Below are 13,665 nucleotides of genomic sequence, written 5' to 3'. Positions count from 1 at the left end.
CGAGCCGTTGTTGTAGACGTCGTTTGCCGGGGTCTCAAAATTGACACTGCCCTGGGTCTTGCCGGCTTCAACGGTGATGGTCTGGCCGTTGGACAGCGTCACGGTCACCGGCGTCTGAGCCGGGTTGCTCAGCGTCACGGTGTAGGTGATGACGCCACCTTCGGTTACCGACGGGGTCGCCGTCAGGGTCGCGGTGGTGGTATCGATGGTATCGGTAATCTGGGTAACCGTCGGCGTCTGCGGCACGGTCACCGTCAGTCCGTTACCACCGCTGGTACCCGTTACTGTCGCCGAAATCTGGCCACCGTCGATGTACGGGGTATCGTTCGCGGGCACTACCACGCTGACGCTACCGCTGGTCTGGCCAGCGGGAATGACGATCACGGCACCGTTGGACAGGGTGACAACCAGGTTGCTGGTCGGCGCCTGACCGACCGTGGCGGTATAAACGATAACGCCACCCGCTTCGCTGATCGAAGGGGTAGCGCCAAGAACCAGGCCAGTAGCGACGTTGGCTTCCGTGGTCGGCGGAGTCACGAGGGTATTGCTGGTGGTGTCCAGCACGCCAACGTCTTCATCACCAGACGCGGCGGCGAAGCCCAGCCCCTCTGTCTGGAAGCCGACGGTAGGGGCAACCCGGCCCGCGGTTTCCTCGAGCATGACGAAGCTGTGACCACCGCCCAACGCGCCACCACCGCCCGCTGCCGATGGGCCAGCCGCAGTCGCTTCGAGCGCGGTAGTCGGGTCGACACCAGCAGCGATCGCTTGCTGCAGCTCTTCCACCGAAGGTGCAGCCTGGGCAGTCGCCTGGCTCAGATCAGCACTGCTGTCCGGCGCATCAGCGCTCCACTGGCTGTCGCGGCCCAGGTCGAGCAGACGGCCATCGGCAAGTTCCAGAGTGACCGCGCCACCCGGGCCGGTGAGAACTTCCTCACCCGCCAACAGACGGTCACCTTCGATCAAGACACGCCGGATGCCCTCTGGGGATACCGCAATAACCTGGCCGACAATACTTTTGACGATGGCTACAACGCTGCTCATTGGACTCTCCGTGTGACCCGATGGGTACTTCCCTGCCAGAGCGGCACTCGCAAGCCACTTCAGGCGGAACTATGTCGATGATCTCTTGACGCATTTTCGCGTCAATATTCCGTCTATTACGATTTTTGGGCGTACAACTGCCAAACTATTGACCTTATACATGCCATCCTAAACAATCGGCAATGTAATGTCACATTGATATTTGAACCTTAGCCAACCGTTTCTCGAGAACAACTGCCGCACGTCATCGAAAACGCGCGCGACCGCTGCTTCATGTACTTGGATAGTCACCGACATGACGCCAAACAAACCGTTCACCGGAAAACTGTCTTGGAGGGAAGCGCCAATATTCTGGATAACTTCCCCAACCCGTGCCACGGTGGGAGGACAAGCATAAACCTTGCCGAAAGGCAGGCTGATACGCGCCGCAAGCCAAGCGGGATCGGGGTCGCAGGCAAATTCGTTCGGCAGGCGCCCGCAGCACTGCTTAACCCGACGCGACGATTTGCGTCAGATCAAAGAGATAAAAGAGACCGCACGAATACTACCCGTTCAACAAGGGAGCGCGTTGCGAACTGCCACAACCAGGCCTGATGAAAGCCAGCGGATCGCGTACATGAATTTTGACTAACCAGATGTCGAAAACCGTCAACATGCCAGCGCCTGATTAATGACAACGTTAGAGGACTAATCCTATTGCATCCCTGACGCCAACTGTCTGGCAGGCTATGCTGGAAATCAGCCCTCGCTTTTACGCTGACGGTTTCAACAATGAAACAACCATGAGGCATCGTCGCGCAGGAATGAAGACCGTAGAATTGTTTACTCAATATCGATTCAAGGCGACCATTGGCCGGTTGCCCGGGCGTCAGGTGCCGCAGCCCTCGAGAAAGCTGCCTGGCAGCAGTATTTGAAACGCCAAGGTGAGCCAGCCGACCTCAACGGCCGATCACCCTTCCCACCCACCACAAGGATGAAGAGAGCGCCGCGTGGAATCCGAAGTCAGTCGAGTCCAACTCAGCCACGATCCACGCAGTCAGCATGACGATCCCCTGCTGGATAGTTTGCTGAGCCTGTGTGTCCTGCATCAAAAGCCTGCCAGCCGGGTCATGCTGACCACCGGCCTGCCGCTGCCAGCCCAGCGCCTGAGCCCCGAGCTGCTGCCTCGTGCTGCCGCCAGAGCCGGGCTGCAGGGGCGCCTGTTGCAGCGCAAGCTGGAGCAGATCCCGAGCATAGCCATGCCGGCCATGCTGTTGCTCAAGGAGGGCCGCAGTGCCGTCCTGCTGGGCTGGGAAAACGAAGACACGGCACGTCTGCTGCTCAGCGAGAGCGACGGTGGCGAGGTGCATGTCAGCCGCGAAGCCTTGCACAGTGATTACAGTGGCCGGGTGTTCTTCGCCCAGCCGCAGCACAAGTTCGACGTCAACCACGGCAACCTCATCCCACGAGCGAAATCATGGTTCCGTGACACCTTGCTGCGCAGCAAGTGGCTATACATCGATGCGATCGCCGCCAGCCTGGTGATCAACCTGATTGCCCTGGCCGCCCCCTTGTTCGTGATGAACGTGTATGACCGGGTAGTGCCCAACCAGGCCACTTCGACCCTTTGGGTACTGGCCATCGGTATCGCCGGCGCCTATATCTTCGACCTTATCCTGAAGGGCCTGCGTGGCTTGTGCCTGGACCTGGCGGGCAAGAAGACCGACCTGATCATCTCGGCAACGCTGTTCGAACGTATCGTCGGCATGTCGATGAAGTACCGCCCGGCCAGGGTCGGCAGCTTTGCCCAGAACATTCACGAGTTCCAGGGCTTGCGCGACTTTCTCGCCTCGCTGACCCTTACCAGCCTGATCGACCTGCCGTTCACCGTCCTCATCCTGGTGGTCATCGCCGTCATTGGCGGGCACCTGGTATGGATCCCGATCATCGCCTTCCCACTGGCCCTGGGTATCGGTTATGCCCTGCAGCGGCCACTGATGGCGACCATGGAGCGGACCATGGCCCTGGCCTCGGAGCGCCAGTCCAGCCTGATCGAGACGCTGGCCGGCCTGGATGCGGTCAAGGTCAACAATGCCGAAAGTGAACGCCAGTACCTGTGGGAGCAGACCTTGGGTACCCTCAGCCGCCTGGAACTGCGGGTGAAGTTACTGTCGAGCCTGGCGATGAACATCACCCTGCTGATCCAGCAATTGGCAGGGGTGGCGATGATCTGCGTCGGCGTTTACCTGATCATCGACGGTAACCTCAGCATGGGCGGCCTGGTTGCCTGCTACATGCTCAGCGGTCGCGCCCTCGGCCCACTGGGCCAGCTCAACGGCCTGCTCGCCCGCTACCAGCAGGCCAAGGTGACCATGGTCTCCACTGACCACATGATGGAGCTGCCACAAGAGCGCAACTTCGAAGAGCGCCCGCTGAGCCGCAAGGTGCTGCAGGGCAGCGTCGAGTTCCGCGGGGTCGACTTCACCTACCCGAACCAGCAGAACCAGGCCCTGAAGAACATCAACCTGACCATCCGCCCCGGCGAGAAGGTGGGCATCATTGGCCGTAGCGGCTCGGGCAAGAGCTCGCTGGCCAAGCTCATCGTCGGCCTCTACGAGGCCGATGGCGGGTCGCTGCTGGTCGATGGCGTGGACATTCGCCAGATCGACGTCAGCGAACTGCGCCACAACATCGGCTACGTGCCGCAGGACATCCAGTTGCTGGCGGGCACCTTGCGCGACAACCTGGTTAGCGGCGCCCGCTACATCGAGGACGAGTTGATCCTGCAAGCCGCCGAACTGGCGGGTGTCCATGAGTTCGCCCGGCTGCACCCGGACGGCTACGAACTGCAAGTCGGTGAACGTGGACAGAACCTGTCCGGTGGCCAGCGGCAGAACGTCGCCCTTGCCCGTGCCCTGCTGCTCAACCCGCAAATCCTTCTGCTGGACGAGCCGACCAGCGCCATGGACAACACCGGTGAAGAACGCCTCAAGCAACGCCTGCAAGCAGTGGTGGAAGGCAAGACCGTGCTGCTGGTCACACACCGTGCCTCGCTGCTGTCGCTGGTAGACCGGCTGATCGTGATCGATCGCGGGCAGATTGTTGCCGACGGCCCCAAGGCCGCGGTCATGGATGCGTTGAAGAAGGGGCAGATCAGTGTTGCATAAGCTGGATATGGGGCAATTCAAGGATGGCCTGCGCCGCTATTTCAAAGGCTCCGACTCACTGGGCGGCCAGCCGCTGCCCGAGGTCAACAAGGCCCTGATCGAGGATGCACCGCGGGTCGTGCGGCTGACCATCTGGGGCGTGATCCTGTTCTTCGTATTTCTTATCGTATGGGCCAGCGTCGCCCCCATCGATGAAGTCACGCGGGGCGAAGGCAAGGCCATTCCATCATCCAAGGTACAGAAGATCCAGAACCTGGAAGGCGGCATTGTCGCCGAGATTTTCGCCAAGGAAGGGCAGATCGTCGAAGTGGGCCAGCCGTTGTTGCGCCTCGATGAGACCCGCTTCGCCTCCAACGTGGGGGAGACCGAGGCCGACCGCCTGTCCATGGCCCTGCGGGTTGAGCGCTTGAGTGCCGAAGTAGAGGACCGCCCGCTGAAGATCGACGAAACGCTGCGCAAGGCCGCACCAAGCCAGGCCGCCAGTGAAGAGTCGCTGTACCAGAGCCGGCGCCAGCAACTGCAGGATGAGATCGGCGGCCTGCAACAACAGCTGGTACAGCGCCAGCAGGAGCTGCGTGAATACAGTTCCAAACGCGCCCAGTACGCCAACAGCCTGGAGCTGCTGCGCAAGGAAATCAGCATGTCCGAGCCGTTGGTGGCTACCGGTGCGATCTCCCAGGTCGAAGTGCTGCGCCTGCGTCGTGCCGAGGTGGAGAACCGTGGCCAGCTGGATTCCACCGCGCTGGCCATCCCGCGGGCGGAAGCGGCGATTCGCGAGGTGCAAAGCAAGATTGAAGAGACCCGCGGCAGATTCCGCAGCGAAGCGCTGACCCAGCTGAACGAAGCACGTACCGAGTTGAACAAGGCCACTGCGACCAGCAAGGCCCTGGACGATCGGGTCAACCGCACCATGGTCACGTCGCCAGTGCGCGGCATCGTCAAACAGCTGCTGGTCAACACCATTGGCGGGGTCATCCAGCCTGGCAGCGATATCCTCGAGGTGGTGCCACTGGACGATACGCTGGTCATCGAGGCGAAAATCCTGCCCAAGGACATCGCCTTCCTGCACCCGGGCCAGGAGGCGACGGTCAAGTTCACGGCCTATGACTACACCATCTACGGTGGGCTCAAGGCCAAACTCGAGCAGATCGGCGCCGATACCATCACCGATGAAGACAAGAAGACCACCTACTACCTGATCAAGCTGCGTACCGACCGCAGCCACCTGGGGACTGACGAGAAACCGTTGCTGATCATTCCGGGGATGGTGGCCACGGTGGACATCATGACTGGCAAGAAGACCATCATGAGCTACCTGCTCAAGCCGATCATGAAGGCGCGTTCAGAGGCGCTGCGCGAGCGTTGATGGCCGAGTTCGCTGTAGCAGCGGCTTCAGCCGCGATCAGCGGCGAAGCCGGTGCCATCTACCGCGTCGCCTGCTTCGCGGATAAATCCGCTCCTACACGGGTGGCTGCGCCGGCTCCGATTTGACGCGGTACCTGTAGGAGCGGCCTTCGCGACACAAGGCTGCTCCTACACATTACCGCTGTTCCTCGACGGCACCTGCAAGCTGTCAGCGCCACGGCGCAGGCTCGCCGACCAACTGCCCCTGGATTCCGCCCACGCCCATCTCGCGCAACACCAACCGCTCCCCTTCCGTCTCGACCCGCTCGGCAATCAGCGGCAGGTCAATGCTGTGTGCCGCGCGCTGGATCGCCTCGATGAACAGCCGCTTGTGCTGCTCATGGTCGATATTGCGGATGTAACTGCCGTCGATCTTCAGGTACGCCAGGCCCAGGTGCGCCAGGTTGCCGATCATGCTGAAGCGCCCGCCAAAGCGTTGCAGCGCCAGACCGAAGCCAAGCGCGTGCAGGCGTCGGGTCAGCTGTTCCAGAGCTGACTGCTCGGGCAGTTGCTCTTCGCCGATCTCGAAAATCAGCCGCGGCCCCAGCACTGTATGCTGGCTCAGCAATTCGAAGACACGTTGCAAGGCCTTGGGGTCGGCCAGGGTCGCTGCAGACAGGTTCAACGCCAGCACCTGGTCATGCCCGCGCAGGTGTGCGAGCACTTTCTCCAGCACCAGCACATCCAGTCGTGGCATCCAGCCGAAGCGTTCCAGCCAGGGCAGGAAGCGGCCTGCCGGCAGCGCCTCGCCCTGGCCGTCCTGCAAGCGTGAAATCACCTTGTGGTGCAGCACCCGTTGCCCAGTGCCGCAATCCACCACCGGCTGGAAGAACAGCTCGAAACGCCCGCCGATGAACGCCTGGTCGAGCCGCTCGTGCCAGGCATGCTGGCTGTCGGCCGCGACGGCTGCCACACCCTGTTCGAGGCAGACCCAACCTGGCGTCGGCTGGTTCTCGGCGCGGGCCAAGGCCTCGTCGGCAAGCTTGAGCAGTGCCTGCGGTGAGTCACCTGGGCTGTAGGGTGCCAGGCCGATGCAGGCAACCGGGTCGATGTCACTGGCGCCCGTCTCATGCAGGCTGTGCAAAGTCGCTTCCAGGGCCTGGGCAAGATGCACCGCCTCTTCATGCACCATGCCTGGGGCGAGTACGGCAAACTCGCCACCCCGGCTGCGGGAAATCAGGTCGTTGGTTTCCGGGTAACTGGCACAGGTGCGGCGCAACTGCTCGCCCACGGCCTGCAGCAACTGGTCGGTACGCTGACCACCAAGGCGGGCGTTCAACCCTGCCAGCCCCTGTACCCGCAGCAACAGCAGGTAGCCAGCGCGCGCTTCTTCCAGGTTGCTCACACGGGTGTTCAGCTGCATCTCGAAATAACGCCGGTTGGACAACCCGGTCAGGCTGTCCTGATAGGACTCGGCACGCAGCCGCTCACTGCGCTCGGCCTGTTCGGTAAACAGGGCCTTGAGCTTTTCGACCATCTGGTTCATTGCCTGCACCACTCGGCGCAGCTCGGGCGTACGCGGCAACTCTGGCAGGCTGAGGAATTCGCGGCGGGCAATAGCGTGGGACTGCTCGACCATATAATCCAGCGGGCGCAACTGACGGCGCAGCAGCAAGGCGCCGAGCACCGCACTGGCCGCGCCACACAGCAGCAACCAGCCCAGGCTGCCCAAGGCACTTTGCCAGAGCTTGGCAACGGCGAACATCGGGTGGCTGATCACTTCAACACGCGCGGCCTGCTGCCAACCGCGGCTGACGATGGCATCGCCACCGGCGGCTTCCAGGCCGATCAGGCGTATGAACCAGCGTGGCACACCGCCAGGGTCCGGTTCGGCATGGCGTTCCACCAGTACCGCATTGGAGCCCAGGTCGATGACCTTGATGCTCGCGTAGTAACCGCTGTCGAAGATCGAACTGACCATCAGTTCGACCATCGCCGGGTCGTCGATATTCGGCGTCAGCGACAGCGCCAGCGCCGTCGCCGCATCCTGGGCGTGCGAGCGCAACTGGTTGACGTACTGGCTGCGCGAACTTTCCAGGCTGACCATGAAACTGCCACTGAAGGCGACCACCAGGAACAGGCAAATGGCCAACAGCAATTGTTTGAACAGTGACATCTGTGCTCCTTCAGTAAACCGGCTCGGCCGGGAACCCTTCGGCCTGCATTTTCTTCAACAGATCCTGCCAGCGTGACAGCCGCTTGGTATCGCCGACCTTCTTGTTACCTGCGGCACCCGTCAGCCACAGCCCCTCGCCATTGAAAGCGTAAACCGGCAGCAGGTCGGTACGCTGGCTGGCCGGCTTGATGGCGTCCATCAGGCTGTCGAGCACCAATGGCTGTGCCTGTGGGCTTGAATAATAGGTCAGGACCATATGCGCCCGGTTCTGCCGCAACGCCTTGACGTAGGTGATACGCAGTTTCTCGCTGGGGATACCCATGCGCCTGAGGCTGAAATACTTGGCGATGGCGTAGTCCTCGCAGTCCCCTGCGCCCTTGATCAGCGCCTGGACCGGTGTAGCCCAGTAATCGACCTCGTGCCACAGGTCGATGTCTTCGACATAGCGCAGCTGCTGGTTGAAGAAGCGGTTGACTACCTGCAGCCGCTCGAGCTCCGTACCCTGCTTCTGGGTAGCCATCAGGTTCTGCCAGGCATCGATACGGCCCTGCCCGCTCCCCAGCGGGCCATACAGGGCCTGCGACTTGCGGCTGATCTGGGAAAAGTCCCAATCCGCGTGCAGAGCGCCCAGCAGCAGACTGCCCAGCAGCACAGCAAGGCCGATACGTTGCACAACGGTTTTGAGCATCCAGGATATCGCCACTGCGAAGCCCTGTTCAGGCCTGTGGAAAGCAGCGATGGTGCGGCTTGCAGCGGCAAAAGACAATGGCACCCTGCAATCATGCATCCGCTTGTCAGACGACCTACACTTTCTAGTTATAACCTTCTGTAGAGCGCTTCCTTTGGCCGGCGACTTCATCCACCATAGCCGCGCTTTTGGGGCGCCCGTTCCACTGAGGGTGCGGGTTTGACACTCCCGAGAGCTTTACTAGTGTCATTGGATCCAAGTTTAGTCATCGTTGAGGCAGACGTCGCGTGGCCCAGAAAATCAAATTGAGCAATGTGCTGGCCAGCGAGCAGCTGTTGCCGCACCAGGCCCGTGGCGTGATCGAAGAACGCCTGCGCAGTGCCATTCTTGATGGCCGTTTGCCTGCAGGTACTGCCGTGCGACAACAAGAGCTCGCGACCTTGTTCGGCGTCAGTCGCATGCCGGTGCGCGAGGCCCTGCGCCAGCTCGAAGCTCAGTCACTGTTGAGAGTCGAGATGCACAAGGGCGCAGTGGTTGCGCCGTTGATTGGGGAGGACGCGGTGGATACCTATGCCCTGCGCGTCCTGCTTGAGACCGAGGCGCTGCGTCAGTCCATCCCGTTGCTCGACGCCAGCGACATTGCCAGCGCCCGCGGGTATATCCAGCAGCTGGAGAACGAAACCCGGCATGCCGAAATCGGCCGTCTCAACCGCCTGTTCCACATGTCGTTGTACAACAAGGCACCTAACAAGAAATTGCTGCGCCTGATCGAAGACGAATTGAACGAAGAAGAACGCTTCCTGCGGTTCCATCTTTCTACCATGGGCTTGGGCAAGCTTACCCAGGACGATCACAACGCACTGGTGGATGCCGCCAGCGACAAGCTGGTAGAGGAAGCGATAGCGGTACTGGAAAGGCACCTCAATACCGCTGCGCGGGTAATCCGCAATTACCTGGACACCCAGCTGGGGCGTTAACCGGGCGCTTACCGCAAACAGCGGGCAGCCATGGGTTGCAAATTGATTCGCCACTGCCAACAATGAGACTAATTATCATTCATGTCCTTTGACGGCAGTATCCCCGCCCATGCCCAGCAACGATTCCTTGCAAACGCTCTACAGTGACCACCACAGCTGGTTGCATGCCTGGCTGCGCAGCACGCTGGGCAATGCCGCCGATGCTGCGGACCTGGCACAGGACACGTTCATGCGCCTGCTACAGCGGCGTGAACACCTGCAACTGAACACGCCACGGGCCTTCCTGCGGACAGTCGCGCGTGGACTGGTGATCGATCACTGGCGACGCGAGGAACTGCACAGAGCCTATCTCGAGGCGCTTGCCCATATGCCGGAAGCACAAGCCCCTTCGGCCGAAACCCGGGAGCTGCTGCTGGAGTTGCTGGAGCGCATCGCGCGCATGCTTGACGGCCTCAAGCCCAAGGTACGCCGTGCATTTCTGCTGGCCCAATGCGAGGGGCTCAAGCACCAGGCCATTGCCGACCAGATGGGAATCTCGGTGCGTACCGTGGAGCGCTACATCGCCGAGGCGCTCTACCATTGCTACCTGTTGCGCTACGCGGACGAGTGCGACCAATGAGTGCCGCGCAACCTGATGCAACGTCGGTCAAGCAGGCCATCCAGTGGATGCTGAAACTGCGCGAGAACGGGCATGACCCTGCACTGCAGCAACAGTGTGCGCAATGGCGCAGCGCCCGCCCCGAAAACGAACAGGCTTGGCAACGGGTGTTTCACCTGCAACAGGAACTGGACTTGCGCACCATCCCCGGAGCCGGGTTGGCCTTGCAGACCCTGGAGAGCAGCCAGCGCCGCCTGCATCGCCGGCAGGCCTTGAAGCTGCTTGGCGGCGTTGCCATGCTGGGTTCAGCGGCATGGCTGGCCAACGACCTTGACGCAACCAGCAGCTGGACGTCGGACTATGCCACCGGCACCGGCGAACGGCGCACCTTCCGGCTTCCCGATGGAACGCTGCTGCAACTGAATACCCGCAGTGCGGTAGACCTGGCTTCCACTGAGCGGCAGCACCTGCTCCGCCTGAAGCAAGGGGAGTTGATGGTTACCTGCAACCCGCAGCGGCAGCTTCTGCTACAAACTCGCGACGGGTTGCTGGAAGGGTTCGGCGGACGCTTCGTGGCACGCCAGGACAGCGATTGCACGCGGGTGAGTGTCAGCCATGGCAGGGTCGCGATACATCGGCCTGGCCAAGCCCCTACGGAGTGGATCGAAAGTGGCCAGAACTGGCGCCTGGATGCGCAAGGCGCCTACCGGCTCGACCAGGTGGACATGGATGCGATGGCCTGGACGGAAGGGCTGATCGTCACCCGCGACATTCGCCTGTCCGACTTCCTCACGCAGGTCAGCCGTTATCGCCACGGTTACCTGGGCTGCAGCGATGACATCGCCGACTTGCGCCTGTCAGGTGTATTCCGCCTGGAGGATCCGGAGCAACTGTTGCTGGTACTGCCACGGACACTGCCTGTGCAGCTTCGCCATGTCACACGCTGGTGGGTGCGTGTGGAGGGGTTGGCCTGACTTGGTAGCGGCTGTTGCCTTCCATGGCCGCGACGCGTCCCGACAGCTTTTTTGACGGGTTTTGGCTGCCGGTCCGGCTAGGACAATAAGCGATCCTCCTGCCCTCACTCTTGATGGACCCATCATGCCTACAGCCTACATGAACGCGCATTCAGTCAATGCGAATGGTTTTCGACCTGTCTTAGACTCAACTCTGTTGCGTAAAGCCGTCCGGGCTGCCCTGTTCGGCACCGCGTTAGGCCTGACAACAGTCATGCAGGTATCTGTGGCAGCTGAAACTGTCGAACTGAACCCACACTATGCAATCCCGGCTGGCCAGCTGGATGATGTACTCAATCAGTTCGCCCGACAGGCCGGCATCACGCTCTCAGCTACGCCGCAGCTCACCCAGGGTTTGCAATCCAACGGCCTGCAAGGCCAGTACCCTACCGACAAGGCACTGCGCCAGTTGCTCAATGGCAGCGGCCTGGAGGCAGTCAGCCAGGGTGGGCGCAGCTATGTACTGCAAGCACAGCCGCAAGGCGCCGCACTGTCGTTGCCAGACACTGATGTCCGCGGTTTCACCTTGGGTAATGCACTAGGCAGCATGGATGGCTACAACGCCACTCACAGCCAGGTAGCCACCAAGACGAGTATGCCGTTGGTAGAGACATCTCAGTCAGTCTCGGTGGTTACCCGTCAGCAGATAGAAGACCAAGGCTCACAGACGGTTGCCCAGGCCATGCGCTATACGCCCGGGGTACTGACCAACCCCTACGGTGCGACTCACCGCTACGACTATGTGGCCATGCGTGGCTTCAATGACGGCTCGGTGGACAATATCTATGTCGATGGGCTCAAGTCGATGGGGGACAACGGTACCTACAGCACCATGCAGGTGGACCCATACTTCCTGGAACGAATAGACATCCTGAAGGGGCCTTCTTCGGTGTTGTATGGCCGGAGTTCACCAGGAGGCCTGGTCGCTCTCACCACCAAAAAGCCGTTGTTTACCCGCTATCGTCAGGTTCAGGCAACGGTCGGTACCCAAGGCCAGCGCGGCATGGGCTTCGACTTCAGCGGTCCTGTGGATGACGACAAGCGCATTGCTTATCGCCTGACTGGCCTTGCGGATGCTTCCGACACGCAGTTCGACCACAACAAGGAAGAACGCTACGCCATCGCGCCGGCAATCAGCATGGATTTCAGCGAGGATACCTCGCTTACCTTGCAGGCCTATCTGCAACACGACCCCAACGGCGGGTACCACGGCGGCAACCCAGCAGACGGCATGCTGCACAAGCGCAACGGCTTACGCCTGTCGGACCATTTCTTCGAGGGCGAGCCGGGTATCGACAACTATGAGCGCACCCAGCAGTCGTTCAGCTACCAGTTCGAGCATCGCTTCAACGACGTGTTCACGGCGCGGCAGAATTTCCGCTATCAGGATTCGGACGTGTCGATGGACCAGGTGTACTCCGCCGGTTGGGCGGATGCCGACAGTAATATCCTCAACCGCGCCTACACCGGCGGCGACGAGCGCCTGCATTCGTACATCATCGACAATATGCTGCAGGCGGAATTCGTTACAGGGGCCGCCAAACATACTTTGCTGCTGGGCGCCGACTATCAACGACGCAAGGCCGATGTGGCCTGGCGTTATGGCACAGTCGACCCGCTGGATGCGGGAAGCCCGCAGTACGGCAATGGCAACCTGCAGGTGCTGGGCGAAAATCGCTACCAGCGGCGTTTGCAACAAACTGGCGTGTACTTGCAGCACCTGGTGGAACTGGACCAGTGGCGCTTGTCCTTGGGGTTGCGCCAGGATTGGGTGAAGGTGTCCGAGGAAAACCGCGATAGCAACAGCAAGGTCAGTGACCAACGCTCCAGGTTCAGTACCCGCGCCGGAGTGCTCTACCTGTTCGAAAACGGCATTGCGCCTTATGTCAGCTACTCGGAGTCGTTCAATCCCAATACCGTTTCCGATCAGGACGGTCGCCCATTGGCACCGACCGAGGGCACCCAATGGGAGGCGGGTCTCAAGTATCAGCCACCCGGCAGCGACAACCTGTTTACCGCATCGTTGTTCCGCATCGAGCAGGAGAACCTGGCGTCCAAGCAACCTGACGAAGATTTCTATCGCCCTGTAGGCCAAGTACGCTCGCAAGGGCTGGAGTTGGAGGCCCATATGCAGCTGACCGACAGCTTGAAGTTGCTGGGCGGCTATACCTTCACCGACATCGAGTACACCAAGTCCATGCCCAGCCTTGTATCCGGCAACCTGGACAACAAGGGTAATTCGCCAACCCAGGCGCCGAAACAGATGCTCTCCCTTTGGGCTGACTACAACTTCCGGCAGGGGCCTCTGGATGGCCTGCGACTGGGCGGTGGGGTGCGATATGTGGGGTACAGCTGGGCCGATGCGGAAAACAGCATGAAAGTGCCCGCCTACACCCTGTTCGACGCCTCGATCGGCTATGACCTGGGCAAGCTAGGCCTTCAAGGTGTAGATGTTCGCCTCAACGCCAACAACCTGACCAACGAGAGCTACATCACCTCGTGTGCCAGTCTGGACTACTGCTACATGGGTGAAGAACGCAATGTGAGTGCCACCGTCAGCTATCAGTTCTGACCTCGCGGTAGCCGCACGCTCCTGTACCAGTATCGCCCAGGCTTGAGCGTTATGCCTGGAAAAGACAAAGCCCCTGTCTGCAGCGCAGACAGGGGCTTTGGGTTTGAATC

The 13,665-nt window shown here is 61.0% G+C and carries 9 protein-coding genes; 6 read left to right on the top strand and 3 right to left on the bottom strand.

The features are described 5' to 3' along the window. Nucleotides 1–1,041: retention module-containing protein (locus ACLEJP_RS25345; RefSeq protein WP_440810853.1), on the bottom strand; the 1,041-nt coding region annotated here is incomplete at its 3' end. 989 nt (nt 1,042–2,030) lie between these two features. On the opposite strand from ACLEJP_RS25345, the gene ACLEJP_RS25340 reads away from it, so the two are divergent. Together ACLEJP_RS25340 and ACLEJP_RS25335 are read left to right on the top strand one after the other, a co-directional pair. After that, entirely contained in the window at nt 2,031–4,187 is a 2,157-nt protein-coding gene (locus ACLEJP_RS25340; protein ID WP_440810852.1) for a type I secretion system permease/ATPase, read from the top strand. A 7-nt stretch (nt 4,188–4,194) separates the two neighbouring features. After that, nucleotides 4,195–5,553 (top strand): HlyD family type I secretion periplasmic adaptor subunit, encoded by a 1,359-nt coding sequence (locus tag ACLEJP_RS25335; RefSeq protein WP_440810858.1) that lies wholly within the window; start codon nt 4,195–4,197, stop codon nt 5,551–5,553. 207 nt (nt 5,554–5,760) lie between these two features. Here the strand turns inward: ACLEJP_RS25335 and lapD are convergent, their stop codons facing one another. Continuing rightward, a complete protein-coding gene (gene lapD, locus ACLEJP_RS25330) occupies nt 5,761–7,707 on the bottom strand; it encodes a cyclic di-GMP receptor LapD (RefSeq protein WP_225779932.1) in 1,947 nt (648 codons plus the stop codon). A gap of 10 nt (nt 7,708–7,717) precedes the next feature. Further along, nucleotides 7,718–8,479 carry a cysteine protease LapG gene (gene lapG, locus ACLEJP_RS25325; RefSeq protein WP_440810850.1) on the bottom strand — a complete coding sequence of 254 codons (762 nt, stop codon included), beginning with the start codon at nt 8,477–8,479 and terminating at the stop codon, nt 7,718–7,720. Between the two features lie 203 nt (nt 8,480–8,682). Here lapG and ACLEJP_RS25320 point away from each other — a divergent pair, with 203 nt between their 5' ends. The 4 genes from ACLEJP_RS25320 to ACLEJP_RS25305 all read left to right on the top strand — a co-directional run bounded on the left by ACLEJP_RS25320 (nt 8,683) and on the right by ACLEJP_RS25305 (nt 13,555). After that, on the top strand, nt 8,683–9,372 hold the full coding sequence (locus ACLEJP_RS25320) for a GntR family transcriptional regulator (RefSeq protein WP_440810847.1): 690 nt from the start codon (nt 8,683–8,685) through the stop codon (nt 9,370–9,372). A 109-nt stretch (nt 9,373–9,481) separates the two neighbouring features. Beyond that, nucleotides 9,482–9,991 carry a sigma-70 family RNA polymerase sigma factor gene (locus ACLEJP_RS25315; protein WP_440810844.1) on the top strand — a complete coding sequence of 170 codons (510 nt, stop codon included), beginning with the start codon at nt 9,482–9,484 and terminating at the stop codon, nt 9,989–9,991. Next, nucleotides 9,988–10,944 carry a FecR domain-containing protein gene (locus ACLEJP_RS25310; RefSeq protein WP_440810842.1) on the top strand — a complete coding sequence of 319 codons (957 nt, stop codon included), beginning with the start codon at nt 9,988–9,990 and terminating at the stop codon, nt 10,942–10,944. Before ACLEJP_RS25315 ends, ACLEJP_RS25310 begins: the two co-directional genes overlap by 4 nt. A 139-nt stretch (nt 10,945–11,083) precedes the next feature. Further along, entirely contained in the window at nt 11,084–13,555 is a 2,472-nt protein-coding gene (locus ACLEJP_RS25305) for a TonB-dependent siderophore receptor (RefSeq protein WP_440810855.1), read from the top strand. Nucleotides 13,556–13,665: the final 110 nt, after the last annotated feature.

The sequence above is a fragment of the Pseudomonas sp. SMV7 genome (assembly GCF_052041995.1).
In the GTDB taxonomy this organism is placed as follows: domain Bacteria; phylum Pseudomonadota; class Gammaproteobacteria; order Pseudomonadales; family Pseudomonadaceae; genus Aquipseudomonas.
Note: the sequence above shows the minus strand (reverse complement) of the source record. Positions and strands in the feature narration are given on the sequence as shown.

Excerpts from the sequence above, each read along its gene's own strand:
- ACLEJP_RS25335 (WP_440810858.1), top strand. The coding sequence starts at position 4,195 with ATGGGGCAATTCAAGGATGGCCTGCGCCGCTATTTCAAAGGCTCCGAC.
- ACLEJP_RS25305 (WP_440810855.1), top strand. The coding sequence starts at position 11,084 with ATGAACGCGCATTCAGTCAATGCGAATGGTTTTCGACCTGTCTTAGAC.
- lapD (WP_225779932.1), bottom strand. The coding sequence starts at position 7,707 with ATGTCACTGTTCAAACAATTGCTGTTGGCCATTTGCCTGTTCCTGGTG.
- ACLEJP_RS25315 (WP_440810844.1), top strand. The coding sequence starts at position 9,482 with ATGCCCAGCAACGATTCCTTGCAAACGCTCTACAGTGACCACCACAGC.
- ACLEJP_RS25310 (WP_440810842.1), top strand. The coding sequence starts at position 9,988 with ATGAGTGCCGCGCAACCTGATGCAACGTCGGTCAAGCAGGCCATCCAG.